Genomic DNA, 26,764 nt, shown 5'->3' on the forward strand with positions numbered 1-26,764 from the left:
TCGCGGAAAAATGCAGTTCGCCTGCCGAAGTATCCCCCTGCTGATTGGTGAACGAACTTGCAGTGGCTGTGCGGTCTGCAGCCTGGTACCTCCCCTCGGTGATGCTGCCGGGAGCGGGCGGGCGCGAGTCAGCGTCCACGACGTCGTGTGACACGGAGAATTCAGAGATTGCGGCGGGCCCGGCACAAAATTGCCCGGCATTCCGCGGTTTCACGCGGCCAAGGGGACAAAGGACTGTTCAACCCCACTACTCCCCGACTGGCCAAGTCCCCGTTTCAATGCCGGGAATCGCGGAACAGCAGCGCCGCCTGCACCCGGTTTTCCAGCTCAAGCTTCGCCAGAATCCGCGACATGTGGGTTTTCACAGTGCTCTCGCTGAGGAACAGGAACTGGCCGATCCCTTCATTGCTCATCCCCTGGGCCACCGCATCCAGCACCTCAGCCTCCCGCGCGGTGAGCAGCTCCAGGCGCGCCAACGCCGTGTTCGCCCTGGACGCCGCGGCCCGCTCCCGTGTCCGCTCGATCAACCGTTTCGTCACAGTGGGCGCCAGCATGCCCTCCCCGGCCGCCACGGTCCGGATGGCCTGGAACAGCCGTTCCGGGTCGGTGTCCTTGAGCAGGAACCCGGCGGCACCCGCCTCCAGTGCGGCGAAGACGTGCTCGTCAAGGTCGAAAGTGGTCAGCACAAGTACCTGTGGCGGAGCCTGCAGTGCCCGCAGTTGCACCGTGGCGGCAATCCCGTCGCCGCCGGGCATCCGCACGTCCATCAGCACGACGTCGCACCGTTGCCTCCGCGCGCACGCCACCGCCTGCGGACCGCTGGCTGCCTCGCCCACCACGTCCATGTCCGCGCAGGAATTGACCATTTTCACAAGTGCGGCCCGAACCAGTTCTTCATCATCCACCACGATCACGCGGAGCGGCCCGGCTGGCACCCGGCTCGGGCTGGCACTGTATTCAGTGCTGCTGTATCCAGTGGCGTCGGGCTCAGTGGCGCTTTGTTCGGTGTGGCCGGGCTCAGTGCAGTGGGCAGCGTCAGCACACACCGGTGCATCAGTTGGTGTTGGGAGGCTCATGCTGGAACCCCGTTGTCTTGCCAGTTGTCTTCCCGGCGTTCGCAGGGGATGTCGGCCAGCAGCCGGTAGCCGGTGTCAACGCAGCCGTGTTCCAGCGTTCCACCAAGGAGCAGCACACGCTCGGCAAGTCCTATCAAGCCAAGTCCAGCGCCGACCGCCGCCTCCCCTTCACCGCCCGGACCGTTCGCCACCATGATGCGCAGGCTGCAGCCGGCGGATTCCGGCTCCTGCAGCCCAAGTGTCACAACGGCAGTGGCACCGGGCGCATGGCGGGCCACATTCGTGACCCCCTCCTGCACCACACGGTAGGCGGCACGGCTCACCGCATCCGGAACAGCACCGGCCTCAGCGAGTGCAGTGTTGGGAGCATGGTCCACGGCGATCCCGGCCTGGCGCCATTCGGCGAGCAACCCTTCGATCTGCGCGATCCCCGGCGGCGCCATGCGGGATGGCGGAGACATTGCGGTTTCCCAACCACGGGCCGTTCCTGGATTGCCGTCTTCGTGCAGGACTCCCAGGACATCGCGGAGTTCGCCCAGTGCGGCGTGCGCGGTTTCGCGGATGAGCTTTGCGGCAGCTGCCGTCTCCGCATCCGGCGCATCAACCTGCAAGGAGGCGGCTTGCACTGCGACAAGCGACATCCTGTGCGCAAGGGTGTCGTGCATTTCGCGGGCAATCCGATGTCGCTCGGCCAACTTGCTGCGCTCCGTTTCGGCGTTCCGTTCGGATTCGGCACGTTCGGCCCGTTCGCGCAGCGAGGACAAGCGTGATTCAGTGAACCGGGCTCGCTGGCCGCGGTAGGCACCCCAAGCGGCAATGGCGGCCAGCAGCACCACGCCGACCAAGGCACCTTCCCAGCCGATCGGTTCGACCCCGACGAGGGCTTCGGCTCCGATGGACAATGCGATGACGGCCACCACCCACCCATCCAGGCCGCGCCTGGCCAGCAAGTACAACGCCACAAGGAAGGCAATGCCGCTGAAGGACAGGGCTCCCAGTGCGGCAGCAGCCAACGCCACGGACTTGGGAAAGCGTTCTCTCCAGATCAGTGCCACTGCGCCCAGCGGGGCAAGCACGGGAAGGCCCGCGTAGCGAACGTACTCGGCAGCGTCCGGCTCTGCCGGCACCGAGCCGCTCTCCAGACTGATCCCGAGGTTCATGATCGACAGCAGGAAATCGGCAGCGGCCACAATGACGACCAGCAGCACTGTGCGCCACGGGCTTCCTGCAGTGGGTGTTTTAGTATTCATGCTTTGAGCCTAAAAGTCCGGCATGGCCCCGCACATCCACCTAAAGTGCCCACCTGCTTCTTGCCGGGGAACCAGTCAGCGGCGGACCACCGGGTTGGAGAGGCGGCCAATGCCCTCGATTTCAACGTCGAAGCGGTCACCGGCCTGCAACAGGTCGACGCCGGCGGGGGTGCCCGTCATGATCACGTCGCCGGGCAGCAGTGTGAAGGCCTGGGAGACGATCGCGACGAGTTCGCGAACGCTGCGGACCATCTGGTTGGTGCTGCCGTCCTGGCGGAGTTCGCCGTTGAGCCAGCCCTTGATGGAGACATCGTCGGGGTCAAGCTCGGTTTCGATCCATGGCCCCAAGGGAGCGGACGTGTCGAAGCCCTTGGCGCGGGCCCACTGGCCGTCTCCGGCTTGGACGTCGCGGGCGGTGAGGTCGTTGCCGCAGGTGTAGCCGAAGATGACCTCGTCAACGCGTGCTTCCGGGACGTCCTTGCAGATGCGGCCAATGACCACGCAAAGTTCGGCTTCGTAGGAGACTTCCTCGGAGAATTCCGGCAACACGATCGGCTCGCCCGGGCCCACCACGGAGGTGTTCGGCTTCAGGAACAGCAGCGGGTTCTCGGGCACCTCGTTGCCCAGTTCGCGGGCGTGCTCGGCGAAGTTGCGGCCCACGCCGATGACCTTGCTGCGCGGGATGATCGGCGCCACCAGGCGCACATCCGCCAACGGATACTTGATGGTGGTGGGTTCCACGCCATTGAAGAAGGGATCGCCCTTGATGACAGTGACAACTTCACTGCCGGCCTCCCCAGTCACAATGCCGTACATGGGATCATTATCAGCAACAAATCGGGCTATACGCATGCTCCAAAGCCTACGGGAAAATCCCGCAGTTCGTCTGTGCCACGCTAGCTGGAACTTCCCGGCAGGCCGCCGTGGTCCTCTCGACGCTCCTTGATGAGTTCCTTTGATCGCACCAGGCGAAGGGCCGTAACAAGGACCACTCCGCCGAGAACATTGAACACCACCGCGTACCAGAACCAGGACAGCCAATCGAGATAACCATAGGGAGCGCCCGCTTGGATGGCGCCAAAGATCAACAAGGAATCCAGCACCGAGTGGAATAGCGGCAGACCCGCCAGCAGGAATCCGCCGCCCATGGCTGCCACAATCTTCGCTGGCATCGAGTCCGTGCCGTGCTGCATCCGCGTCATGAGCGTAATGGTGCTGCCGCCCAAAATGGCCAAGGCTGCGGTTTGCACCGACAGCGGCTCCAAAGCGAACTGCGCACCGGTTTCGATCACCATCTCATGCCATTGCGGGAAGGCCTGCATGACGAGCCACATGAAAAGCCAGCCGCCTACAAGATTGCCCAGCAGTGTTCCACCCCACAGCTTGAGCAGCTGCCACACCGTGGCTTCCTTGGCAGCCACAGCCGCCAGCGGCACCAAAAAGCCCTCCGTGAATAGTTCACTTTTGGCCAGCAACAACGCCACAAAGCCGATGCCAAAGGCCAACCCGCCCAACAGCTTGCTGCCTGTGGCATGTTCCACGGCCAGGAAGCCCATGACGCCAAGCCCCACTTCGATGCCGCCAAAGAAGCCCGTCACCAGCATCGAGGGCCAGGTCCTGACCAGCCGTTGCGCCCCTTCGTCCACGATCCTGTCAAAAGCGGTTTCGATTTCCTCTTCCACAGCGGCGTCGTTGTCGCCCAGCTCGCGCCGGCGTGCTTCATCATCCATGATTCCTCCAGGCCCGGCAGCGCCTTTTCAGGCACGGCCATCACAATCAAACTCTGTGTGAATCGTATTCCAGCGGGCACGCCAATGACTGTTTTTGCAGGGAAATAAATTTACTCGCGGCGTGCTGGTGCCGTAGTGGTGCTGTGCAGGCGGCGTGCAGGCGACACCCTGAAAGTGTCCTGTGAGATCCAGCACCCAGTTGGACAACACCCCCGGGTACTCTGTCACGATTGAGCAATGGCAGACTTGGAAATAATCATCAAACCCACCTTGGCAGTTTTGGCCGCAATCGCTGGCGCGCTACTGCTCACAGTGGTGCTCCGGGCCACAGCCAACCGGGTTTTCCGCAAGGTTCCCGATTTTAGCCGCCGCTCGGCCCAAGCGAAATACCCGGTCTTCGGGGTCCTGGTCTTCATCGGCATACGCATGGCGCTGGCGTACAGCCTGCCCGATCAGCCGTGGTTTGCCGCCGTTGACTTTGTTCTCATGCTGGGGTTCATCGCAGCCTTGGTCTGGCTGGCCTTGGCCACCCTGTCCATCGCGGAACGGCTCACGTTGCGGCACTTCCGCGCCAACATCAGGGACAACAAGCGGATGCGCAGGCTCACCACGCAAATCACGTTGGGCCGGCGCATTGTCTCTGCCCTGCTGATCACCATCGCGGTGGCCGGACTGCTGCTGACCATCCCCGAAGTTCGCGCGCTCGGCACAGGCTTGCTGGCTTCGGCGGGCCTGATCTCCATCGTTGCCGGTTTGGCAGTGCAAAGCTCCCTCTCCAACGTCTTTGCCGGGGTCCAGCTCGCCTTCACCGACGCCATCAGGATCGACGACGTGGTGGTGGTGGAAGGGCTGTGGGGCACCATTGAGGAAATCACCATGACCTACGTGGTGGTGCGCGTTTGGGATGAGCGGATGCTCATCCTCCCCTCGACCTACTTCACCACCACGCCCTTTGAAAATTGGACAAGGAACAGCACCGAAATCAAGGGCACCGTGGAGATGGACTTGGATTGGCACACTCCGGTAGCCGACCTCCGTGCCTACCTGGACTCGGTGCTGGCGGCAACACCGCTCTGGGACGGACGCACCGGCAAGCTTGAAGTGACAGACGCCGTCAACTCCCTGGTGCGCATCCGCATCGTGGTCAGCGCCAAGGACAGCGACGCGCTATGGGACCTGCGCTGCTTGGTCAGGGAATCCATGATGGCCTACGTCCAAACCGCACACGAAGGGTCCCTGCCGCGCCAACGCTGGGAAATGATCAGCGACTCCAGCACCGTAGTGTAAGCGGCCGGTGAGTGGCTGAATCGAGCATGGCAAAATCCGGCGGATGGTCTATTCGCGATCACCGTCCAGTCGGATAGCCACGGTCACCGATTGGTCCGATGGCTCGGGAGCTGCAATCCAGAGCGTTGCACCCCCGGGGTTGCAACACCGCAGGAATGCCCCGCTCTCGACGCACCGCATCGCCCACAACGGCGCCAAGAAACACCATCTTCGGCAAACAGGGCCGGTCCGGCCAGACCAGTCAGGCCAAGCGACTTAGGCCAGGCGAGTCAGCCAGCCGTGCAGGTCCTCCACCGTTCCGGTCTGGATCCCCAGCAGCTGCTCGCGGATGGCCGCGGTGACGGGACCCATCCCGTCGCCGGGCGAGTCGATGACGCCGTCGGCCATCTTCAGCTCTCCAATGGGCGTGATGACGGCCGCGGTGCCGCACGCGAAGGCCTCGGTGATATCCCCGGCGGCCACGCCGTCGCGCCATTCATCGATGGTGATCTTGCGTTCTTGAACCTTCAGTCCGCGGTCGGCGGCAAGCTGCATGACCGAGGAACGGGTGATTCCGTGCAGGATGTGGCCGTTGAGCGCAGGGGTGACGAGGCTGCCGTCCTTGAATACGAAGAAGATGTTCATCCCGCCAAGCTCTTCGATGGCGTTGTCGTTGTGCGGGTCCAGGAACAAGACCTGCTTGCAGCCCTGGGCCTCGGCCTCGAGCTGGGCGGCCAGCGAGGCAGCGTAGTTGCCGCCGCACTTGGCCTCCCCCGTGCCGCCTTCGCCGGCGCGGGCAAAGGTGGTGGTGAGCCAGATCGACACGGGCTTCAGCTCGCCGCCAAAGTAATTTCCGGCCGGTGAAGCAATCACGCGGTAGGACACCTCGCGAGCGGGCCGCACCCCCAGGAACGCCTCCGTGGCAATCATGAACGGGCGCAGGTACAGGGCTTCGCCGTCGCCGGACGGAACCCAATCCTTGTCCAACGCCACCAGCTGGCGCAGCGATTCCAAGAAAGTCTCCGGGGGCAGTTCAGGCAACGCGAGCCTGCGGGCCGACGTATTCAGGCGGGCGGCGTTGGCCTCGGCACGGAACGTCCAAATGGAGCCGTCGGCGTGGCGGTAGGCCTTCATGCCCTCAAAGATCTCCTGGCCGTAATGCAGCACGGCGGAGGCCGGATCCATGGCGATGGGTCCGTAGGGCTCAATGCGCGCGTTCGACCATCCACCCTTGCCCTGCGCATCAACCTTGAAATCCACCACGGCGGTGTGGTCGGTGAAGTAGTCGCCGAAGCCGGGGTTAGCCAAAATGGCGTCGCGCTCGGCGCTGCTCTTGGGGTTCTCGTTGCGCTGCTGCGAAAAGCTCAGCTCATCGGCGATCTGGGTCATGCTTCCTCCACACGGTAGGGCCCTGATGAGTGGGCGTTTTCGCGCCTTGGGCCGACCCCCACTCACTGTTCAATACTGCCAAGCCTACTCCCCCAGCTGCCGCCCCAGCAGCAGTCGCCCAGCAGCGGACGACGGCGTTACAGGGCTGCTGCGATGGCGTCGCCGACAGCGCTGGTGGCCCTGGGGGACGACGCGTCGCGGGTGGCGATGTCGGCAGCCACGGCGGCCTGGACCTTGGCGGCGGCTTCCGGGTAGCCCACATGGTCCAGCAGCAGCGCAGCTGACAGGATGGCCGCCGTCGGATCCGCCTTTTGCTGGCCGGCAATGTCCGGAGCCGAGCCGTGCACCGGCTCAAACATGGACGGCGCCGTGCGGTCCATGTTGATGTTTCCCGACGCGGCCAGGCCGATGCCGCCGGTGACGGCTGCGGCGAGGTCGGTGATGATGTCCCCGAAAAGGTTGTCGGTGACGATGACGTCGAAGCGCGCCGGGTCGGTGACGAGGAAGATCATGGCGGCGTCCACGTGCAGGTAGTCCACGGAGACGTCGGGGAATTCCGGGGCGATTGCTTCGACAGTGCGCTTCCACAAGTGGCCTGCGTACACCAGCACATTGTGCTTGTGCACGTAGGTGAGCTTCTTGCGGGGGCGTTCATTGGCGCGGCGGAATCCGTCGCGCACCAGCCGCTCCACACCAAAGGCGGTGTTGACGGAGACTTCGGTGGCCACCTCGTGCGGGGTGCCCTTGCGCAGCACTCCACCGTTGCCCACATAGGGGCCTTCGGTGCCTTCTCGGACCACCACGAAATCGATCTGGCCGGGGTTCGCCAGCGGCGAGGCCACGCCGTCGTACAGGAAAGAAGGGCGCAAGTTGACGTAGTGATCCAGGGCGAAGCGCAGCTTGAGCAGCATTTCACGTTCGATCAGCCCGGAGGGAATGCGCGTGTCTCCGGGTGCGGCACCCACGGCACCGAAGAGGATGGCGTCGTGGTTGCGCAGTGCCTCAATGGTGGAATCGGGCAGCGTTTCACCGCTGGCCAACCAGTGCTCGGCGCCGAGCGCATAGTCCGTCAGCTTCAGCTCGACGCCCTCGGAGGCACTGACTTTCCGCAGCACCTTGACTGCTTCAGCGGTGACTTCGGGGCCTATGCCGTCTCCGGCGATTACTGCAATGTCCATGGATGCGCTCATGGTGTCAGCTTAACGAAACCATCCACATGATGATCAAACGATCTCACAGTTTGAGACACTGCTTGATGGAGGCAACTATTTGATGGACGCATAGGCGTCGAGGGCCTCACGACGGGTTTCCTGCAGGTCCACGATCGGTTCCGGATAGCCGGGTTCAAGAATCTCCGTCACCCACCGGCCCACGTAGCTCCCGGTGGGGTCGAACTTCCTTGCCTGCGTCACGGGGTTGAAAATGCGGAAGAACGGGGACGCATCGGCCCCGGACCCGGCCACCCACTGCCAGTTGGCGGGATTTGCGGCGGAGTCGGCATCCACCAAGGTGTCCCAAAACCACTGCTCCCCCGCCCTCCAGTCGATGCCCAGGTTCTTGATCAGGAAACTGGCCGCGACCATCCTGACACGGTTGTGCATGAATCCTGTGTGCCAGAGTTCGCGCTGCCCGGCGTCGACCAGCGGGATGCCGGTGGTGCCTGTGCACCAGGCCCGCCACGGACGGTTGCCGGCCGGGTCCTGCTGTTCGGGGCTGCGCCAGGGATAGGCATCGAACTTCCGGCGCAGGTTGGTGGTGGCCAAATCCGGGTGGTGGTAGAGCTGGTGCCAGCAAAACTCCCGCCATCCCAGTTCGGAGGCAAAGATGCCCGCATCCGCGCTGCCCTCACTGCGACGGTCTGCGAGCGCATCCCACACTTGGAACGGGCTGAGCTGGCCCCACCGCAGGTAGGGCGAAATGCGGCTGGTCCCGGATTGGTCGGGCCTGTCCCTGCCCTCTCCATAGTTTCCCACCGCGTCCTGCAGGAAGTGCTTCAGCGCATCATGGCCGGCAGCTGCCGTGGGCTGCCAGCTGGCGCGCAGTCCCCCGGCCCAGTCCGGGTTCTGCGGCAGCAGCGACCATGATTCGAGCCTGTCGCCTTCCGGCAGGTTCCCGGCGTGGCCGCGTCCGGCGTCGGGCATGCCCAAGGGCGACCGGAAGTCCCACTCCGAAAGAGCCCGCCAAAACGGCGTAAACACCTGGTATGGATTTCCGGCGCCTGTGCGCAGCGTCCATGGTTCGTGCAGGAGCGAGCCCTGGAAGCTTTCGGCGTGGATCCCCTGCTCCCCGGCCCACTCCTTCACGGCTGCATCAACGTTTCGCTCCGGGCCGCCGTACCTCCGATTCCAATACAGCGATCCGGCCTCCAGCGCCTTGCAGATGGCTGGCACAATCTCCGTTGCGCTCCCCCGGCGCAGCAGGAGCGGGATGCCCAGCCCCTCCAGTTCCGCTTGCAGATCGGCCAGGGCATGGTGCAGCCACCACTTGGCGGCACCACCCAACGGCCGGATGCCGTGCGACTGCTCGTCCAACACATACAGCGCGACGGCGGCGCCCTCAGCAGCCGCGGCCAACAGGGCGGGGTTGTCGGCAATGCGGAGGTCGTCGCGGAACCAGACGATGGATGACTTCATGTGCGAGCCTTTCTCGTGCAGGGGGATTGCGGAAGAGTTGTCCAGCGGGACGGTGTCAGGTGCCATTGGACCAGGCAAGCCAGATCAGCGCCATGGTGGCCAGGAATCCGCTCAGGTAGTTCAGCCACAAAAAGCGCTTCCACGCGACGTTGGCCTGCGCGGAATTCGCGTCGTTCAGCCGCAGGTACGGGACCGTGTTGATCAGGTACGGAACGGCCAGCAGCGCGGCCAGCGGCACCGATGTGAAGAGCATGAGCACCCCGGCGCCGGCATAAGCCAGGACGGCGAAGGCCACGGTGGAGCGTGCCCCCAACACTGTGCCTATGGAAGCCAAGCCGCCTTCGCGATCCGGCACAATGTCCTGGACTGCCCCAAAGGCGTGGCTTGCCATGCCCCAAAGAAAGAACGCCACCAGAAACGCCCATATCGCCGGCGTGAACGCGGCATGCGCCAGCACCAAACCGTAAACAGCAGGTGAAACGAAGTGGGTGCTGGAGGTGATGGAATCCAGAAAAGGGCGTTCCTTGAACCGGAGCCCGGGTGCACTGTAGGCGACGACGGCAAAGAGCGAGACCAGCAAAACCAGGTTCGCCAGCGCGTCTCCCTGGGTTGCCAGCACCACCACGAACGGGATCGTGGAAATGGCGGCCGCCCACAGGATGAGCCGGTGGTGGCTGCGGTCCAGCACGGCTCCTTCAATGCCCCCCTTGCGGGCATTGCGGAGGTCGGATTCGTAGTCGAAGACATCATTGATGCCATACATCGCCAAGTTGTACGGGATCAGGAAGAACACCGTCCCCACCACAAAAATCCAGTCGATGCCCCCTGTTGCCAGGAAATAGGCTGCGGCGAAGGGGTAGGCCGTGTTGATCCAAGAGACCGGCCGGGAAGAGACAAACAATGTCTTCATGTTTTCCTTCCCCGGGTGAACAACAGCCACAGCCCGGGCAGCAGCAGGGCTGCGGCAATGGGATAGGCAAAGTCCTCAATGGGTGCGAGCCCCACATGAAAACCATTGAGTGTGTGTCCGGCGTAGTCAAACAGCCCGGAGGCAATCATGACGTTGTCAAAGACTGCCGTCAGGGCCGTCAGCAGCACCAAGCAAACAAGTACCGAGGCCAAGACCTTGGGTTTGTCTGTACGCTTCAGCAGGGACAGCAGCAGGACCACCACCGAGACGGCCAAAAAGATAATGTTCAGTTGGGCAAAGTTCATGTCCGCTCCCCCGCCTTAGCCAACGACTTACGTCTGTGCAGCACCCTCTGGGCGCCGGTGAACAAAATCATGGTTTGGTAGCACAGGAAGAAGAGGAAAAAGGCTTCCTCCAAGGGAAGCTGGTCCCCTATCATGATCCCTGTCATCAGCGGAGAATCGCGGTGCAGGAAAATTCCTGCGGCAATGGCTGCCACATCCCAGATCAAAAAGAAGGCCGTTCCCACCAGCAGCACAGCGACCGCGGCCACGGGACGGGCAAAGACGAACAGCTTCCAGCGCGCATCCAACAGGACCATGCAGCCAATCACCACCAGCAAAACAAGCAAATAGGTCATTTACTCGCAGCCTCACTTGCCGACGTGTGTGCAGTACCTGCAGACCCCGAAGCGTCCGTTGCGACACGTTTCGCTACAGCGACACGTGTCGCAAGAGGGGATTGTGTGCTGGAACCTTTCGTGGCGGGCGCTTCTGCTGCTAGAGGTTCGGGAAGCGGGCCGGAGGATTGGTCTCCCCGCACTGACTTGAGCACCAGCTCGGCACTGATCATGCACAGTGGCACACCAATCCCGGGACGAACGGAGCTGCCGGCGTAGTAGAGCCCGTCCACCTTGTGATTGACGTTGCCGGGGCGCAGGAAGGCGCTCTGGCGCAGGGTGTGCGCCAGTCCCAGCGCGCTGCCTTGCCACGCATTGACGTCTGCTTGGAAATCCGCGGGACCGTAGCTGCGCCGGACCACGATCCGCTCGGCCAAGTCAGGGGTGCCGCTCCACAAGGCCAGTTGGGCGATGGCCGCATCGGCTACCTGCTCCACCTGGGCCGAGCCTCCGCCGTCGTACCCGCCCTTGCCCCACTGGGGCAGCGCCGGGGCGGGGATGAGCACGAACAGGTTCTCGCAGCCGTCGGGGGCAACGGTGGAATCGGTGGCACTGGGTCGGCTGACGTACAACGAGGTGGTGTCGGCCAGAGTGCGGCCCTTAATGATGCGGGCAAAGTTGTCCTGCCAGTCTTCGGTGAAGAGCAGGTTGTGGTGGGCCAGCTGGGGCAGCCCGCCCCTGACGCCAAGGCAGAGCAACACCGCGCTGATGCCGGGGTCCGCCTTCCGCCACTTTCGCTCCGGCATGGTGCGCTGCTGTTCCGGCAGTAGCTGCGTTTCAATGTGGTGCAAGTCAGCCGCACCCACCACCAGACGTGCCGGCAAACGATGCTCCAGGCCGTCGTCGTCGTGCCAGGCAACTGCCTCGCAACGACTTTCGGTTCCTGCCGGGCCCGTGACAATCTTTGTTGCCGTGGCACCGGTGACAATGCGCACGCCCGCTCGGCGCACCACGCGCTCCATGGCATCGACGACGGCGATAAAGCCGCCGTGCGGATAGAGTACGCCGTCCTGTAAATCGAGGTGGCTCATCAGGTGGTAGATCGACGGCGCCTTGTCCGGGCTGGTGCCCAAAAAGACGGCCGGGTAGCCAAGGATTTTTTGCTGCAGCGGGTTCGAAAAACGGCGCGCGGCAAAGCGGTCCAAGGATTGGGTGAGCAATTGCAGCAGCTTCGGTGCGTGGCGCAGCACGGCTGGTTGCACCAGCCCCCGCAACGTGCCAAATGGGTCATAGAGAAAGTGCCGCTTGGCCAAGGTATACGCCAACTCGGCTGAATCCAGGTACTTGGCCAGCTGGCTTCCCGAACCCTGCTGCTGGGATTCAAACAAGGCGATGGCCTCGGCTCGGCCAGTGCGCACGTCGACGGCCCGTGCCGGAGGGGCGCTGAAGAGCTTGTAGGCCGGGTCGAGGCGGGTGAGTTCGAGTTCCGCGGCGGCGCTGGTGCCCATCATCTTGAACCAGTGGTCGATCACCTCGGGCATGAGGTACCAGCTGGGCCCGGTGTCGAACGTGAACCCGTCACGTTGCCAGCGCCCGGCCCGCCCCCCGAGGCTCTGTTGTTTTTCCAACAGAGTCACCGCATGGCCGTCCCGTGCCAGCAGCCCGGCCGTGGCAAGACCGGAAATCCCCCCGCCGATCACCACGCCCTGCTCGGGGGTTTTTCCGGCCTGCCGGATTCCCCCGTTGAACATATTGGTCACTGCGAATCCTCGCCGCAGGAATGCCGGACGCCGTTGCCCGCTCATGAGATCCCCTCTTGTGCCGTTTCCGATGTGGTTCCGCGGTGCTCGCTGCGGCGAGCCCCGGCACTGGTCCGCGGAAACCGTCCGCCGACCACTTTGGCCGCAATGAGTGCCTTTTGATAGCCGGGCACCCGCACCCGCTCGGTGGCCAAACGTGCGGCCGGAGTGTCTTCGATTCTGTCCACAAGGGCCAAAAAGAGTTCGTGGGCCAACAGCACCGCACGCCTGGCAGCCGGAGCCAGCGAATCAATACCGGCCCTGGCAACGGCAAGGTCGCTGCGGATGTCGGCCACCAACTCATGCTTGTGTTGTTCGCTCAGTGCTGCCGGGTCCACCCCGGGAAAATAGTGCCGGCCCAAGTCAGCCGTGTCGGCACCCAAATCCCGGAGAAAATTCACCTTCTGAAAGGCGGCGCCCAGACTGCGGGCGGCCTGGACAAGCGCTTCTCCATCCGTGCGAGGGGCATCGGCCATGGCTTGAAAAACTTTCAGGCACATCAACCCCACCACTTCAGCGGATCCGTAGATGTAGTCCGCCAAAGTGTCCTGGGAATGATCGGCCGTGGACACGTCGGTGCGCATGGAGGCGAAGAAAGGCCGGGTGAGAGTATCATCGATGCCTGTCCGCCGTGCCGTCAAGGCGAAAGCGTGCACCACCATGTTGGTGCTGTATCCGCCCACAAGCGCCCGCTCGGTTTCATTTTCCAGCGCGTCAAGCTGCTCCCGCACCTGATCGGGGTTCAGCCCGGCGGCGGCCGCAGCGCCGTCGACCACCTCATCGGCGATCCGCACCAAGGCGTAGATGTTCTCGATGTCCTTGCGCTCCTCATCCCCGAGGAGCCTGCAGGCGAGGCCGAACGACGTCGAATAGTTCCGGATCACCACTGCCGAGCTTTGCGCGGCTGTCTGCGAATAATGTTCCAGGGGGTCGTTGCCCATGGTCAGTTCCTCCTGGCCAGTACGTAGTCGCAGATTTCCGCGAGCTCCAGAAACAAATACTCGGGAAGTTCAAGGTTTCGTGCCTTGCCCAGCGCATCGGAGACTAGGGACTGGGCGAGATTGAGCGCATAGTCTTGGGCACCGAGCCCGTGGAGCACATCCCGGACGTCCTCCACCTGGTTGTGACCGTCGCGAAAAGCTGCCAGCGCGTCAGCAAACTCACCCGAGTCTTGGGCGAAGGTGGTCAAAATGGTTCTTTTTCCTTCCCGCAAGTCCGATTCGACGGACTTCCCCGTCACGGATTCCAACCCAAAGGTACCCAAGACGTCATCCACCACCTGGTAAGCCACACCAATGTCCCGGCCCACTGCAGCCAAAGCATCCGCACTTTCTGAACCGACCCCGGCCAGCAATGCGCCAGCCCGCAAGGGCATTTCAAAAGAGTAGACAGCAGTCTTGAGCCGTTCCATGTTCAAGACGTCTCCCATGCCAGGGGAGGCCCGGCCCAAGGAGAACAACAAGTCATCGAGTTCTCCGGCCGCCGAAGCGAAGATGGCCTCATGAACGGTGGCGAGGATGAGACCGGACTGGGCGTGCCCTGTCGTGGCAGAGCCGGCCAAGCGCAGGGATCCCGTCAGTAGCAGGTCACCGGCGATGATGGCTGCGGAATACCCGGCGTGGTCGGCAACATCTGCACCATGGCCCTGCTCGGACGCGGCATCACGATAAACGGCGCCAAGGGTGGCCGATCCGCGGCGAACGAAATCACGGTCTATGACGTCGTCGTGCACCAACAGGGCTGCATGGAGCATCTCGTAGGCAGCCGCGAGTTCACTGCAGGCACGCCAATCCTGTCCTCCAAAACCTTGATAGGTAAGGTAAATAAGCTTGGGGCGCATCCATTTGCCGCCTGTTGCACTGACAGCGATATGGTCCCAGAGCTCCACGAAAGCCGGAGAATAGGCGCCGGCACGCAGTCTTTGAGCGGCGAAATAGTCAGCAAGGGATGCGCTGACTTGCTCCCGAAATGTCTCCCAGTCCATGGGGGCAACGTGGGCTGATCCTGCTTTCGAACAAGCGTGCTCCGCGGCCGGATTGCGGTCAATATCCAGCAAGGATTCGCGTGGCTGGTGACTGTGGTGTCCATGTGCCCAAGACATGACTACCTACCCTCCGTATTGTGTGATTTTGCGGGTACAAGCTGCTGCGGTTCAACCTCAAGTGTCGCTGCTCTTTCGTTCATGGAGTCGGCCACATTGACAAGATAGTCAACAATGGCGGCTTGGCAATCAACGTCGTAAGTCTGAACCTTGGCATCAACTTCAAGGATCATGGGCATCAAGCGCGCCATTGTTTCCTTGATGGATTCAGCACTGGGGCTGATCAGCTGCCGCCTTCTGTCCGTGGGATGGGCAGTGCGCACAATGTGCCCCCTGGCTGCCAGCCGGTCTATCACCGTGGTGGTGGCCGCGGCCGTCAGGTGCAGGAACTGTGCCAGTTCCCCCGGGGACATGGATCTGTGCTTGATCAGGTGTTGCATGGCCTGAAAATCCGTCTCATTCAGGGACATTTCACGCCTCATGGCGAACTCCATCACTTCATTGAGTTCCAAAATCTGGCGTAGCAGCACTGTCGCTGGATGCATCCTGGGTATCGCGTCCCCATCGGGTTGGTCCTGCATTCAAATCCCTCATCCATTGATTATCAGAAAATCTAATTACATAATGGTGGAAGTAATAGCTCTTGTCTACCAGAAGGTTCAATTATGAGTTCAATAGCAGTCGCCGGCGCTACAGGTTACATCGGTGGTCGGCTGATCCCCCTGCTGCTGGAAGCCGGCCATGAGGTCACCGTGCTCAGCCGCAACAGCGAAAAGCTCAGGGACGTTCCGTGGCGAAATGAAGTGCAGGTTCTGGAGGGCGACCTGACAGACCCGGATGCAGCCAAGGCCCTGTGCAAAGGTTCGGAAATCATCTACTATCTGGTCCATTCCATGTCTTCGGACGGCAAGGCCTCAGAAGACTTCGGACAGTTGGAGCGCCAGTGCGCGCGCAACCTCAGCCAAGCTTCCCGGGAAGCCGGTGTCAAGCGGCTGATTTACCTATCGGGGCTGCATCCGCAAGGAGAACTCAGCAGGCACCTGGCATCGCGCAAGGAAGTCGGAGAAATTCTCCTGGCGTCGGGAACCCCCACGGTTGTGCTGCAGGCAGGACTCGTGATCGGTTCCGGTTCGGCAAGTTTTGAAATGGTGCGCCACCTGACGGACGTGTTGCCCATGATGCCCGCGCCCAAGTGGGTCCTGAACAAAATCCAACCCATTGCTGTCAGGGATGCCTTGCACTACTTGGTGGAAGCAACACATCTGCCGCCAGAGATCAACAGAACCTTCGACATTGGTGGGCCGGAAGTGCTCACCTACGCGCAAATGATGAAGGTGTATGCCTCCGCTGCGGGCTTCCGACCGCCTTTGGTGCTGGCTCTTCCTGTCTTGACACCATGGCTAGCCGCCCAATGGGTGAATCTGGTGACCCCGGTGCCGCGCAGTCTTGCCATCCCGTTGGTGGAATCGTTGCAGCACGACTGTTTTTCACACGAGAACGACATCGCCAAGTTCATTCCCGCACCGGATGGCGGACTGACGCATTATCGTCGAGCGGTGGAATTGGCGCTGCACAAGATTGAAGCGGACACCGTGGAAACCACGTGGGCCACGGCCCACGCACTGAGCGCTCCGGCAGAACCGCTGCCCAGCGACCCCGAGTGGGCCGGGCTGACGGTCTTCACCGATGAGCGCTGCAAGGAGACATCCGCCGAGGCCGGCGAAGTCTGGAAAGTCATCGAAGGCATTGGCGGGGAGAACGGCTACTACTCCATTCCCTTCGCCTGGAGGGTGCGTGGCTGGATGGACAAGGTGGCTGGAGGGGCGGGCCTGGTGAGGGGCAGGCGAAGCCCGAATCATCTTCAGCTCAACGACGCCGTGGACTGGTGGCGGGTGGAGACGCTGGAACGCGGGAGGCTGCTGCGTCTGCGGGCGGAAATGCTGGTTCCCGGCCGTGCTTGGCTGGAATTTGAGGTGACCCCCTCAGACCATCCGGGCAACGAATCCGGCAGCACCTACCGTCAGCGGGCCATCTTCTTTCCCCGCGGCCTGTCCGGGCGGCTGTACTGGTTGGCGGTGCTGCCTTTCCACGGCATCATCTTCAAATCCATGGCAAACCGCATAACTGCCGCAGCCCAAAAAAGTTGAGATGACAGCACTGATGAGCTCCTCGCCCATCTCCACCCGTGGCACGAGGCCGCACAGCATTCCACGCGGCTAAAGTTGGACGGGTGATCATGCCCGCCATCTACGACTGGTTCAGCCGGCACCGCTTTGCCGTGGACGTGATCCTCATGTCCGTGTTGTGGCTTGCGGTCAGTCCTTTCAGCTTGCTGATCGCCGGCGACATCAACTTGGGCATCATGCACAGGGCCTCCGGGTTTGTGTTCACCACGGCGTTGGTGGTGCCACTGGCTTGGCGGCGAACCCGCACTGTCATGGCGGGTTCGATCATCGCCGCCGTGGCCATTCTGCAGTGGGCTCTGGCCATTCAACCCATGCCTGCCGACATGGCCGTCCCGCTCATAGTGTATGCGCTGGCCGCTTTTGGGCCGCGCTGGGCCTCGCTCGGCGGGCTGGCCCTGGCCCTGCTGGGTGCCATCATGCTGGTCACCCGGTACTTCTACGACCTGACCTCCACCTCCATTGCCGAACTTCCCTACGGTGTGGTCACGGTCCTGGCCGTCTGGGTACTTGTCCTTCTCAGCTGGACGGCCGGGGACCTCACCCGAACCAAGCGGCTGCGCGGACAAGCCCTCGAAGACCGTGCCCACCGCCTTGAAATTGAGGCCCAGCAGGAACGCCAGCTGGCCGCCAGCGACGAACGCGCCCACATTGCCAGGGAGATGCACGACATCGTGGCCCACTCCCTCTCCGTCATCATCACCCAGGCCGACGGCGCCCGCTATGCCGCCGCCGCCAACCCGGAGATCGCCCCGGAAACTCTCGCCACCATCGCACAAACCGGCCGCACCTCGCTGCAGGAAATGCGCCGACTGCTGGGCGTGTTGCGCGGCGGCGAAGAAGCCTCCACCCGCCCGCTGCCAGGGCTGGGCCAGCTCGACGAGCTCCTGCTCGGCATTCGTGCAGCCGGTTTGCCGGTGACCTGTTCCGTCACAGGCGAGGCCCGGCGCCCGCTGCCAGGCGGTGCCGAACTCACGGCCTACCGCACGCTCCAGGAAGGCCTCACGAACGTGATGAAGCACGCCGGCCCCAACGTCCAGGCGGCCGTCAACCTCGCCTGGAACGCCCGCGGCTTGGAAGTGTCGGTGCGCGACGACGGCAAGGGGGCAACGGCGTCGTTCTCCGACACCCGCCCCGAGCACGACGGCGGCAACGGCTTGCGCGGCATGGCCGAACGTGTTCGCCTGTACGACGGCACCCTGGCCGCCGGCCCGCTGGCAGGCGGCGGCTTCGGCATCACAGCATTCATCCCCTACACGGAGAAATAATTCCATGCTCCCCACCTCCCCCATCCGCGTGGCACTCGTCGACGACCAGCAACTGGTTCGTTCCGGCCTGGGCATGCTGATCAATTCACAGCCGGACCTCTCCGTTGTCCTGCAGGCGGGCAACGGCATCGAGGCGCTGCAGCGACTTTCCGCCACTGCCGCCGACGTGGTGCTCATGGACGTGCGCATGCCCGGCATGGACGGCTTGGAAACCACGCGCAAGCTCATGGAACGAAGCAATGCGGCACCGGCCGGATCGTGGCTGTCGGAGTTGCGGATCGTGGTACTGACCACCTTTGACCTGGACGAATACGCCCTTGCCGCGATTCAGGCCGGAGCCAGCGGATTCCTGCTAAAAGACGCGCCTCCCGAGGAACTGCTGGGCGCGATTCGCACGGTTTTTGCCGGGGACGCGGTCATCGCGCCCTCCACCACCCGCCGCCTGCTTGACCACGTGGCGCAGATGCTGTCTGCCCCGAGTCCCGCCAACGACGTTCACGCCGCGGACGTCGCGAGCCTGACCGCGCGCGAGCACGAGGTGTTTGCGCTCATTGCCAACGGCCTCTCCAACCCGGAAATTGCCAAGCAGCTGTTCGTCTCGGAGGCCACCGTCAAAACGCATGTAGGGCACATATTGGCCAAGCTCGGCGCCCGCGACAGGGTGCAGCTGGTGGTCATCGCCTACGAAACGGGTCTGGTCTCCCCCGGCGCCTAACCCGCCCCCACCCCCATCGCTCCTGCACGTCCGGGGCTGTTTCCACCGACCCTCCTGCACCTTACGGGGTGCTGTCTCCAACGCTCCTGCACTGCTCGCCGTGCTGCTGGACAACACTGTCGGAGTGTTTCCACCATGGGCCCCGAACTTGCAGGAGGGACGGAAGAAAGGGCCCCGGAACTGCAGGAGCGTCGGATGGGACGGAAGGCGGGGGGCGCTCGGACCTGCGCTGGTTGAGTCCTGGGTGGCACAAGGCTAAACTGCCTCTCGGCATCCCTGCCATTCCTCGCGGGTGATGGAGTACTGGACATCGCCGTGCTCGTCTCCGTCGATGTGCACGGGCCAGTCGGCAATAAAATGCCTGACAAGGACCAGCCCCGATTTCTCCATGACTCTGCGGGAGGCCACATGGACGACCATGGTGTTTGCCGTGACCCGGGTGACGCGCGTGTGCAGGAAGGCATGGTCGATCAAGGCCCGGCTTCCCTCGGTGGCCAGGCCCTGGCCCCAGCAGGATCGATGCAGCCGATACCCCAACTCCGGCTCGGTTTCCGGGCAGCCGAGTTCACTCCGCAGGTGAAACCAGCCGAGGAAATTGTTGCTTTCACGGCTTTGCGCCACCCAAAAACCAAAGTCGGGCGACTTCCGGTGGTAGGCAAGGTAGGCGGGAATGTGCTCGGCGGTTATTTCCTGAAGGGGCGTGGCAACGCCATTTGAGATGAAGCGCATCACGGACGGGTCCGCATCAAGGGCCGCGAGCAGCCCTGCGTCCGCTTCAGTGAACTCGCGCAGCACCAACCGTGGTGTTTGCAGCAGAATCTTCATGGTCAATTGTGGCCCCTCCACGCCAGCTGTGTCATCCCTTGGGAGGAGGCGGCGCCGTTGTGCCGGGAGGAAAGTCCACCCGTGCTCCGATCCGCCGCCTACAGCTGCACGAATACGCTTGAAACATGACCATCACTACAGAAAATTCACAGCGCACACTGGCGGTTCAGGCCCGCGGCTTGCGCAAAACCTACGGCAAGGGTGAGACCGAGGTGACGGCCCTGAAGGGCGTTGACCTCCAGTTCCCGGCCGGCCAATTCACCGCCATCATGGGCCCCTCGGGATCGGGCAAGTCCACTCTCATGCACTGCCTGGCCGGGCTTGATTCGGTGACCGCCGGCACCATCCACCTGGGCGAGACGGACCTGACAGCCCTCAATGACAAGGCCCTGACACGGCTGCGCCGGGATCGGATCGGTTTCGTGTTCCAGGCCTTCAACCTGGTGCCCACTCTCACCGCCGAAGCCAATATCACCCTGCCTGTGGCACTGGCCGGCGGCACTGTGGACCGCGCATGGTTCGACTCCATCACCAAAACTCTCGGCCTGGTGGGGCGACTAAGGCACAAGCCGCACGAGCTTTCCGGCGGCCAGCAGCAGCGTGTTGCCGTGGCCCGCGCCCTGCTCACGCGCCCCGACGTCATTTTCGGAGATGAGCCCACCGGCAACCTCGATTCTCGCTCCGGCGCCGAAGTCCTGGGCATGCTGCGCCGTTCCTCCCGCGAGATGGGCCAGTCCATCATCATGGTCACCCACGACCCCGTTGCCGCCTCCTATGCCGACCGGGTGGTCCTGATGAACGACGGCGAACTGGTGGGCCAGCTGGAGAACCCCACCGCAGATTCGGTGCTGGCTTCGCTGGCGTCATTGGGGGCTTGAGCCATGTTGCAGGTAGCCCTCAGCCAGTTTAAAACCCATCCCCGGCGCTTCGTCGCCATCACCCTCGCCGTTCTTCTGGCGGTCGCATTTCTCTCCGCCACCTTGATGGTCAACGCCTCGACCAAGGCATCGCTAAAGGCCAGCATTGGCCAGGGCTATGCTTCCGCAGACCTTGTCATCTCCCCCGATTTCGCCGACGGACCGCTGACTGCCGCCTCGGCAGCGAAGGTCGCGACGGATTCCGCCGTGGCCCAGTCCTACCCGCAGCACTCCATGCATCTCCAGGCCGACGTGGGCGGGGCATCGCTTCAGGCGTCGTTGCGCAACTTGCCCGGAACCACGGCACTGGAACCGGCGGAGCTTCTTTCCGGTGCCTGGCCGGCCAATGACAACGAAGTGGTGGTGGACGCCGTCACTGCGCGGAAGAATGCGCTGACCGCCGGCGACAGCGTTTCACTGTCGGACCAGTCCGGTGTGAACCAGCCAGGCGGGAACACGGCCGCGCCGAGCGTGCAGGCCACCGTCTCCGGCATCATAGCCGCGTCCTCGGACCCCATGTCTTCCGGCTTGGCCCAATTTGTGGGTACCGCCGGCGCCGTCGAAAAACTCACTACCCAGGACGCTGGCTTCGGCATGATCACCGTGAAGCTGAAGCCGGGTGTTTCCGTCGCCGAGGCCAAAGCATCACTGGCCGCCGCCGTGGAACAGCCGGTTGACTCGATCCTGACAGCGGATGAAAAGACCACACAGGACGTGGCTGGTTTTACCGGTGGCCAGGACCAGCTGACGATTGTCCTGCTCGCCTTTGCCGCAGTTGCGCTGCTTGTTTCAGCACTGGTGGTCACGAATACCTTCTCCGTCCTCGTGGCACAGCGAACGCGGGAGTTGGCACTGCTGCGCTGCGTTGGCGCCAGCCGGAAACAAGTCCGCAACTCGGTCATTGTCGAGGCACTCATTGTTGGCTTCTTCGCGTCGGTACTGGGCGTCTTAGTTGCAACGGGAACCATGGCCCTGATATTAACTCTACTGAGCCACAACCCAGACTTTGCCTTTGCCACGTTGGCGGTGCCGCCGTCGGCCATTGTTGCTGGCATTGTGGTGGGCACACTGCTGACTGTTCTGGCCGCCCTGGTGCCTGCTCGGGCCGCCACGGCCGTGGCCCCGCTGGCAGCGCTACGGCCGGTGGATGACGCCTCCATGCACAACCGTGGCGGGCGCATCCGCCTGACCCTTGGCGTGGTGCTGATTCTTGGCGGCGGTGCGGGCCTGGTCTACGGCGGACTGACCGCGAACCTGCTGCTGGCTCTGCCCGCCGGTGCGGCCTCGTTTGTGGGAATCATTCTGGCTGCCACACTGTTTGTACCCAAGTTGGTGGCACTCGCCGGTACGCTGACCCGTCCGGCCGGTGTGCCCGGGAAAATGGCCGCGGCCAATGCCGTGCGCAATCCGCGCCGGACCACGGCCACGGCGTCGGCCCTGCTCATTGGCGTCACGCTGGTGACCATGATGATGAGTGGCGCCGCCACCGCCCGGCACGCCTTCGACACCCAGCTCGACGGCCGCTACCCCGTGGACATCACGGCGCAGACCTATCCTGGCGAGCCTGCCATTTCCTCTGCCCGCATTGCCGCGGCGGCCGCCCTGCCCGGGGTGGCACACATTGCCGCGCTTGACTTGGTGGGCACCGTGACGGCCGGGGATACGCAGCTTCCCGCCTACGGGATTTCCGACGTCGATGCCTCCGCCCTGCTGGCCAATCCCGCCAACAGGCCCACCCGGACCTCCGCGGTGCTGCCCAAGGGCATCGACAGTGACAGCGCCAGCTTGGTGGCCGGGGCGCAGACAACCACTCTCACGGCCACCCCGGCCACAACCTATGACATGTTTGCCCTCGTCTCCCTGGATGCCTTTGGTCCGTTGGCGGCAGCGGATCCGCTGCACCAGCAGGAGGTGGCACCGTTGTGGATTTCCGTGGACCCCTCCCTTGACACCAATGCGTTGATGGATCTGCGCACCTCCTTGGCATCAAGCCTTGGCGTCAGCGAGTACCTGGTTTCCGGGGCAGTTTTAGAAAAGGCCATGTTCAATCAGGTTATTGACATGATGCTGCTGGTGGTCACAGGACTGCTGGCGGTGGCCGTGGTCATCGCGTTGATCGGGGTGGCGAACACGCTCTCCCTCTCGGTGCTGGAGCGGACCAGGGAGAATTCGCTGCTGCGTGCCTTGGGGTTGACCCGCGGTCAGTTGCGCGGCATGCTCGCCCTTGAAGCGGTGCTGATCGCCGGGGTCGCGGCCATCATCGGCTCCACCTTGGGTTGTGTGTACGGCTGGCTCGGTGCGAAGGCGGCGCTGGGCGAGTTCGCCGAAGTCACGGCCGTCATTCCGTGGGGGCAGATCATTGCTGTTGTGGCCGTGGCCGCGTTTGCCGGGCTGCTGGCCTCGGTGGTTCCGGCCCATCGCGCGGCGAAGCTCTCCCCCGTGGAGGGCCTGGCCATGGACTGATTCAGCCGTTTGATTCAGCCTTCTGACTCAGCTTCTTGGGTGGGGCCCGCCGGCGTGTGCAGCGCGTCGGCGGGCAGGGGGCCTGCAGGCCGTTCGGTATCCGGACCAGAACGCCAGCACCAGCAGGCCGGCCGCCGTCAAGGCCACCCCCACCTTCGTCCCCGCGTCCAGGTACACCAGTCCCCCACCGTTGAAAGTCTCGTTCGACAACGGGACGTAGGCGAACCAGCCGAAGCTGGGCTGCGATTGCGTCCAGAGTGCCGTCACGATCCCGGCTGCCACGGCAAGCAGCGCCAGGACAGGCACGACGGCGGCCCACCCCTTGCGTCGTCGGCTGTCCGCGCGTCGGCCGCCCCTACGGTGTTCCCCGGCTGATTCCATGCCGGCCAGCCTAGCAGCCGGTAGCCCAAACAGCCGGCCTGCCGATCAGTGCGAGCGCAGATAGGCCATGGAGCCTTCGCGGCGAAGCTCGATGGAATCGCCGAGTGCGGTGCGGGCGAGGGTGGCCAGTTCTTCGTTTCGGCGAGGGGTGGCCGACTGGCCGATCCTGTGCAGGAGGCCGTGGCAGGACACTGTCTCGAAAGAACCCGGTTTGAACGGAAGGTCGAACAAGTCGGCCTGGACAAGCGCCATCTGTTCCGTGTCCGCACCTGCGAGCCGTTTCGCCGCCCTGGCGAGCATGCCGGCCGAACGATCAACGAGAATCAGTGGCCTCTCGGACTGGGCAACGGAAGCCTGTGCGAACGGGGCATAAAAAGTGGTTGAAGCGCTCCACACCAACCGGGTGTACAAGCGATTTCCAATGGCAAGATCGTAGCTTCTCGCCTGCCGGTCGTAGCGTGAGCCGCGCGCATCGGGCTCGACGGCGGACAGCACACCCGCGCCGACGTCCACAAGACGCCGCCCCGGTTGCAAGTACTCTTGGATCCACTCGGCGGACATGTTCATCATCCTGACACGGCAGGCATTCCCGTGGCCATCCCCCGGACGTAGGCTGGGGAACCACAAGCCCCCGACATTGCCAAAGGTGCAGCCATGAAGATCCGCAACGTCACGCTCACAGTCCACGATCTCGCTGCGGCGGTGACGTTCTACCGCAATGTTCTGGACATGTGCGTCGAGGAGAATGCGGACAACGCGGTGGTCCAAGCTGGTTCAAGCCGATTGTCATTGATTCAAGGGGAGCCCTTCGACGGCGTGCACCACGTGGCCTTCGGCATCCTGCCGGCGGATTTCGAGCTCGCCCACGCCTGGCTCTCCGCACGGGTTCCCCTGCTCGTCAATGACGGCGCTGCGGTCATTGTTGGTTCCGGCGGCTGGAACTCGCGTTCGTTGTACTTTCTGGGACCGGAAGACATCATCTTGGAGCTCATCGCCCGCAACGCCGACGCTGATGCTGATCCTGATCCTGATGCGAAGCCCGGCAACCGGGAAAGCCCGCGCATCCTCTCGATCAGTGAAATTGGAATCGCCGTGCCCGATGTACAGGCAGCAGTCGAGCGACTGTCCGGGGAGCTGGGAATCCCGCCGTTTTACGATCAAGATGAGAACTTTGCCCCTCTGGGAAACCACGATGGTCTCCTGATCGTGGTCCACCAGGACCGGATCTGGTTCCCCACCACGTCGCTGCGCCCGGCCCGCGGTCCGCTGGCAGTAGAGATTGATTCCTCGACCACGAACACCCAGCTGAACGTGTCCCCGACAATATCGATCACCACCGCCGGCAGCACCCGCTAGAACGGAAAGCGTGCGGCGTCGGGGTCGTGGGTTGGCACCACGCGCACTGCCCCGCGTATGGCGTGCAGTCGATGCAGCGTGCGGAAGGTCTCTGCCCTGTCCTCGTCCACGAGATTCCCGGGGAAGGACGCTTTTTGCCGAATGTGTTCGACCTGCAGGGAATGCCAGGCGGCATCACCGGCGAGCAGCACGGGCCCGCGCGCGGTGTGCAGGAGCACGCCGACACTGCCCGGCGTGTGGCCGGGCAAGTCGACCAAGGTGACCGATCCGTCGTCGAACAGGTCATGGCTGCGTGCGAACGTGAGCACCGGCGGCCCGTCGAGTTCATACTCGTCGATCGGGCGGCCGCGCACGGCGTTGCGCACCCCACCCACCGGGGCAAGATCTCCCGTCATCGCCCAGTCCAGTTCGGTGGCGTGGATGCGCATCGGCAGCTCCAGCAGGTCCAGAAGTCCGGCGACGTGGTCCCAGTGCAGGTGTGTGGGCAGCGCGAAATCCAGCTGCGCGGGGCGGATGCCGATCTGTTCCAGCGAGGTGCACAGGTCCAGGACGTGCGCAGGCGGTTTGACCACCAGCCGCAGGGCAAGCGGCACCTCCGCAACCGCTCGTTGGCGCACATGGGTGCAGATGCCCGGGTCCACCACGAATGTCGCCTCGGGATGCTCCACCACGAACGCCGTCATGGCACTGCCCACGCTGTGCGGCGCCATGACACCCTCGGCGATGAACGGCGTCGGAACGGATCGGGAGACCTGGGGCAACGCCCGGAGGTTCACCACGGTCCGTGCCGGCGGCAGGCCCGCATCGTGGAGGCCGGCCAGGAACTCGCGGTCCGGAGGAGTTGGTCGAAATATGCCGCGGGGCAGGCCGCCGAGCGCGGCACAGCAGGCGCCGATTCCGAGCGGGCTGGCACCGTCGCTGGCTCTGCCCCCGCTCCTGCCACTTCCACTGGGTGCGCCGTCCATCATGTTGCCAGTGTAGGCCGTCGGGCGCCCAAGGAGTCCCGGACGCGGGACTCCGTGGGTGCTCTACGCGTCGGTTTGCACCGTGTCCTTCCCGTCGATCAGTTCAACGACACCGGACCGAAACGCCGTCGGACGCAGGTTGAGATAGGTGACACCGGCCGGGGTGGTGCGGGATTCGACAACCTCGAACCCCATTCCCGGCCCGTGCCCCTGGAACAGTCGTTTGCCCTCCCCGACGCAGACGGGAAACACCAGCAGGCGGTACTCGTCAACGAGCCCGGCCTCATGCAATGCGGCTGCGAGCTGCGCGCTGCCGTGCACTTGGAGTTCCCCTTCGCCCAGCTCCTCCTTCAAGGCCCGCACCTGTTCGACGGCGTCGCCCGAGACCACTATGGTGTTCCCCCACCCCGGCTCGGTCAGCGTGTTGGAGACCACATACTTCGATCGCCCGTTGAGCGCAGCCGCCGTCGTGTCCTCAGGATCGGTGACCTCGGGCCAGAACCCGCTCATCAGATCGTAGGTGGTCCGCCCGAGGAGAACCGCGTCGCCAGCCGCGAACCATTGATCGACGACCTCGCCGAAGCCTTCATCAACATAGGGCACCAGCCACCCGCCTCGGGTGAAGCCACCGGTGGGGTCTTCGTCGGCACCGCCCGGGCCCTGCATGACCCCGTCGAGGGTGATGAACGCGTTGACTGTGAGTTTCATGGCGGTTCCCCTTGGCGTTGTTGAACGGAGCACACTGCAAGACCGGTCACGAGTTTGCACCCTTCGAAGTTCACACCCCAGACGTTCGCAACGTCGCGACCGTGGCTTTACTTTAGCCGTGGTCCGTCGCGGATGCGAGCAATCGCGTTGACTCATAGAAAACCTCCGCGTATCCACATACGTTGCCTCATTTGATTTCATCCGCTTCGGCGTGGTTTCAAGTCTGGTTCTGCGGTGTCGGGTACGCCAGTTTCTATGGAGCTGACAATG

General features: G+C 63.6%; 26 protein-coding genes. 7 read left to right on the plus strand and 19 right to left on the minus strand.

Annotated elements, in window-relative coordinates:
* Positions 1–275: 275 nt before the first annotated feature.
* From QMG25_RS17180 to QMG25_RS17195, 4 genes are all read right to left on the minus strand, one after another.
* Entirely contained in the window at positions 276–1,076 is an 801-nt protein-coding gene (locus QMG25_RS17180; RefSeq protein ID WP_283462263.1) for a response regulator, read from the minus strand.
* Entirely contained in the window at positions 1,073–2,326 is a 1,254-nt protein-coding gene (locus QMG25_RS17185; protein WP_283462265.1) for a sensor histidine kinase, read from the minus strand. The genes QMG25_RS17180 and QMG25_RS17185 overlap by 4 nt, the downstream gene beginning before the upstream one ends.
* Positions 2,327–2,401: 75 nt before the next feature.
* Entirely contained in the window at positions 2,402–3,178 is a 777-nt protein-coding gene (locus QMG25_RS17190; RefSeq protein ID WP_283462267.1) for a fumarylacetoacetate hydrolase family protein, read from the minus strand.
* Positions 3,179–3,222: 44 nt separating this feature from the next.
* Complete coding sequence (locus QMG25_RS17195; protein WP_283462268.1) at positions 3,223–4,056, minus strand: formate/nitrite transporter family protein; 834 nt, start codon at positions 4,054–4,056, stop codon at positions 3,223–3,225.
* A gap of 237 nt (positions 4,057–4,293) precedes the next feature.
* Between QMG25_RS17195 and QMG25_RS17200 the strand changes: the two genes are divergently transcribed.
* Positions 4,294–5,343: a mechanosensitive ion channel family protein gene (locus QMG25_RS17200; protein WP_283462269.1), complete on the plus strand. Its 1,050-nt coding sequence runs from the start codon at positions 4,294–4,296 to the stop codon at positions 5,341–5,343.
* A 255-nt stretch (positions 5,344–5,598) separates the two neighbouring features.
* Here the strand turns inward: QMG25_RS17200 and QMG25_RS17205 are convergent, their stop codons facing one another.
* The 10 genes from QMG25_RS17205 to QMG25_RS17250 all read right to left on the minus strand — a co-directional run bounded on the left by QMG25_RS17205 (position 5,599) and on the right by QMG25_RS17250 (position 15,195).
* The gene (locus QMG25_RS17205; RefSeq protein WP_283462270.1) at positions 5,599–6,711 is read right to left on the minus strand and encodes a branched-chain amino acid aminotransferase; all 1,113 of its coding nucleotides are present in this window, start codon (positions 6,709–6,711) and stop codon (positions 5,599–5,601) included.
* A gap of 137 nt (positions 6,712–6,848) precedes the next feature.
* On the minus strand, positions 6,849–7,901 hold the full coding sequence (locus QMG25_RS17210) for a 3-isopropylmalate dehydrogenase (protein ID WP_283462271.1): 1,053 nt from the start codon (positions 7,899–7,901) through the stop codon (positions 6,849–6,851).
* A 75-nt stretch (positions 7,902–7,976) separates the two neighbouring features.
* Positions 7,977–9,344, minus strand: a complete 1,368-nt coding sequence (locus tag QMG25_RS17215; RefSeq protein ID WP_283462272.1) for a cryptochrome/photolyase family protein — start codon at positions 9,342–9,344, stop codon at positions 7,977–7,979.
* Positions 9,345–9,399: 55 nt separating this feature from the next.
* Entirely contained in the window at positions 9,400–10,254 is an 855-nt protein-coding gene (locus QMG25_RS17220) for a prenyltransferase (protein WP_283462274.1), read from the minus strand.
* The gene (locus QMG25_RS17225) at positions 10,251–10,559 is read right to left on the minus strand and encodes a lycopene cyclase domain-containing protein (protein WP_283462276.1); all 309 of its coding nucleotides are present in this window, start codon (positions 10,557–10,559) and stop codon (positions 10,251–10,253) included. Before QMG25_RS17225 ends, QMG25_RS17220 begins: the two co-directional genes overlap by 4 nt.
* Positions 10,556–10,894, minus strand: a complete 339-nt coding sequence (locus QMG25_RS17230) for a lycopene cyclase domain-containing protein (protein ID WP_283462278.1) — start codon at positions 10,892–10,894, stop codon at positions 10,556–10,558. Before QMG25_RS17230 ends, QMG25_RS17225 begins: the two co-directional genes overlap by 4 nt.
* Complete coding sequence (gene crtI, locus QMG25_RS17235; protein WP_283462292.1) at positions 10,891–12,624, minus strand: phytoene desaturase family protein; 1,734 nt, start codon at positions 12,622–12,624, stop codon at positions 10,891–10,893. Before crtI ends, QMG25_RS17230 begins: the two co-directional genes overlap by 4 nt.
* A 50-nt stretch (positions 12,625–12,674) precedes the next feature.
* Positions 12,675–13,613, minus strand: a complete 939-nt coding sequence (locus QMG25_RS17240; RefSeq protein ID WP_283462279.1) for a phytoene/squalene synthase family protein — start codon at positions 13,611–13,613, stop codon at positions 12,675–12,677.
* A gap of 2 nt (positions 13,614–13,615) precedes the next feature.
* Positions 13,616–14,656, minus strand: a complete 1,041-nt coding sequence (locus tag QMG25_RS17245) for a polyprenyl synthetase family protein (RefSeq protein ID WP_283462280.1) — start codon at positions 14,654–14,656, stop codon at positions 13,616–13,618.
* A 119-nt stretch (positions 14,657–14,775) separates the two neighbouring features.
* A complete protein-coding gene (locus QMG25_RS17250) occupies positions 14,776–15,195 on the minus strand; it encodes a MarR family winged helix-turn-helix transcriptional regulator (RefSeq protein WP_283462281.1) in 420 nt (139 codons plus the stop codon).
* Between the two features lie 183 nt (positions 15,196–15,378).
* Here QMG25_RS17250 and QMG25_RS17255 point away from each other — a divergent pair, with 183 nt between their 5' ends.
* The 3 genes from QMG25_RS17255 to QMG25_RS17265 all read left to right on the plus strand — a co-directional run bounded on the left by QMG25_RS17255 (position 15,379) and on the right by QMG25_RS17265 (position 18,879).
* Positions 15,379–16,860 (plus strand): SDR family oxidoreductase, encoded by a 1,482-nt coding sequence (locus QMG25_RS17255; protein ID WP_283462282.1) that lies wholly within the window; start codon positions 15,379–15,381, stop codon positions 16,858–16,860.
* 89 nt (positions 16,861–16,949) lie between these two features.
* On the plus strand, positions 16,950–18,164 hold the full coding sequence (locus tag QMG25_RS17260; RefSeq protein ID WP_283462293.1) for a sensor histidine kinase: 1,215 nt from the start codon (positions 16,950–16,952) through the stop codon (positions 18,162–18,164).
* A 4-nt stretch (positions 18,165–18,168) separates the two neighbouring features.
* Positions 18,169–18,879, plus strand: a complete 711-nt coding sequence (locus QMG25_RS17265; RefSeq protein ID WP_283462283.1) for a response regulator — start codon at positions 18,169–18,171, stop codon at positions 18,877–18,879.
* A gap of 255 nt (positions 18,880–19,134) precedes the next feature.
* Here QMG25_RS17265 and QMG25_RS17270 read toward each other — a convergent pair whose 3' ends face one another.
* The gene (locus QMG25_RS17270; RefSeq protein ID WP_283462294.1) at positions 19,135–19,704 is read right to left on the minus strand and encodes a GNAT family N-acetyltransferase; all 570 of its coding nucleotides are present in this window, start codon (positions 19,702–19,704) and stop codon (positions 19,135–19,137) included.
* 125 nt (positions 19,705–19,829) lie between these two features.
* Here QMG25_RS17270 and QMG25_RS17275 point away from each other — a divergent pair, with 125 nt between their 5' ends.
* Positions 19,830–20,582, plus strand: a complete 753-nt coding sequence (locus QMG25_RS17275) for an ABC transporter ATP-binding protein (protein WP_283462284.1) — start codon at positions 19,830–19,832, stop codon at positions 20,580–20,582.
* A 3-nt stretch (positions 20,583–20,585) separates the two neighbouring features.
* On the plus strand, positions 20,586–23,084 hold the full coding sequence (locus QMG25_RS17280; protein ID WP_283462285.1) for an FtsX-like permease family protein: 2,499 nt from the start codon (positions 20,586–20,588) through the stop codon (positions 23,082–23,084).
* A gap of 27 nt (positions 23,085–23,111) precedes the next feature.
* Here the strand turns inward: QMG25_RS17280 and QMG25_RS17285 are convergent, their stop codons facing one another.
* Together QMG25_RS17285 and QMG25_RS17290 are read right to left on the minus strand one after the other, a co-directional pair.
* On the minus strand, positions 23,112–23,465 hold the full coding sequence (locus tag QMG25_RS17285) for a hypothetical protein (RefSeq protein WP_283462286.1): 354 nt from the start codon (positions 23,463–23,465) through the stop codon (positions 23,112–23,114).
* Positions 23,466–23,510: 45 nt separating this feature from the next.
* Complete coding sequence (locus tag QMG25_RS17290) at positions 23,511–24,026, minus strand: class I SAM-dependent methyltransferase (RefSeq protein WP_283462287.1); 516 nt, start codon at positions 24,024–24,026, stop codon at positions 23,511–23,513.
* A 93-nt stretch (positions 24,027–24,119) separates the two neighbouring features.
* On the opposite strand from QMG25_RS17290, the gene QMG25_RS17295 reads away from it, so the two are divergent.
* Positions 24,120–24,821: a VOC family protein gene (locus tag QMG25_RS17295; protein WP_283462288.1), complete on the plus strand. Its 702-nt coding sequence runs from the start codon at positions 24,120–24,122 to the stop codon at positions 24,819–24,821.
* Here QMG25_RS17295 and QMG25_RS17300 read toward each other — a convergent pair.
* Both QMG25_RS17300 and QMG25_RS17305 read right to left on the minus strand, forming a co-directional pair.
* Positions 24,818–25,789: an MBL fold metallo-hydrolase gene (locus tag QMG25_RS17300; protein ID WP_283462289.1), complete on the minus strand. Its 972-nt coding sequence runs from the start codon at positions 25,787–25,789 to the stop codon at positions 24,818–24,820. The genes QMG25_RS17295 and QMG25_RS17300 overlap by 4 nt on opposite strands.
* A gap of 60 nt (positions 25,790–25,849) precedes the next feature.
* Positions 25,850–26,494: a dihydrofolate reductase family protein gene (locus tag QMG25_RS17305; RefSeq protein ID WP_283462290.1), complete on the minus strand. Its 645-nt coding sequence runs from the start codon at positions 26,492–26,494 to the stop codon at positions 25,850–25,852.
* Positions 26,495–26,764 lie beyond the last annotated feature (270 nt).

Origin of the sequence: Arthrobacter sp. H35-D1, from assembly GCF_030063185.1 — a bacterium.
Classification (GTDB): domain Bacteria; phylum Actinomycetota; class Actinomycetes; order Actinomycetales; family Micrococcaceae; genus Specibacter.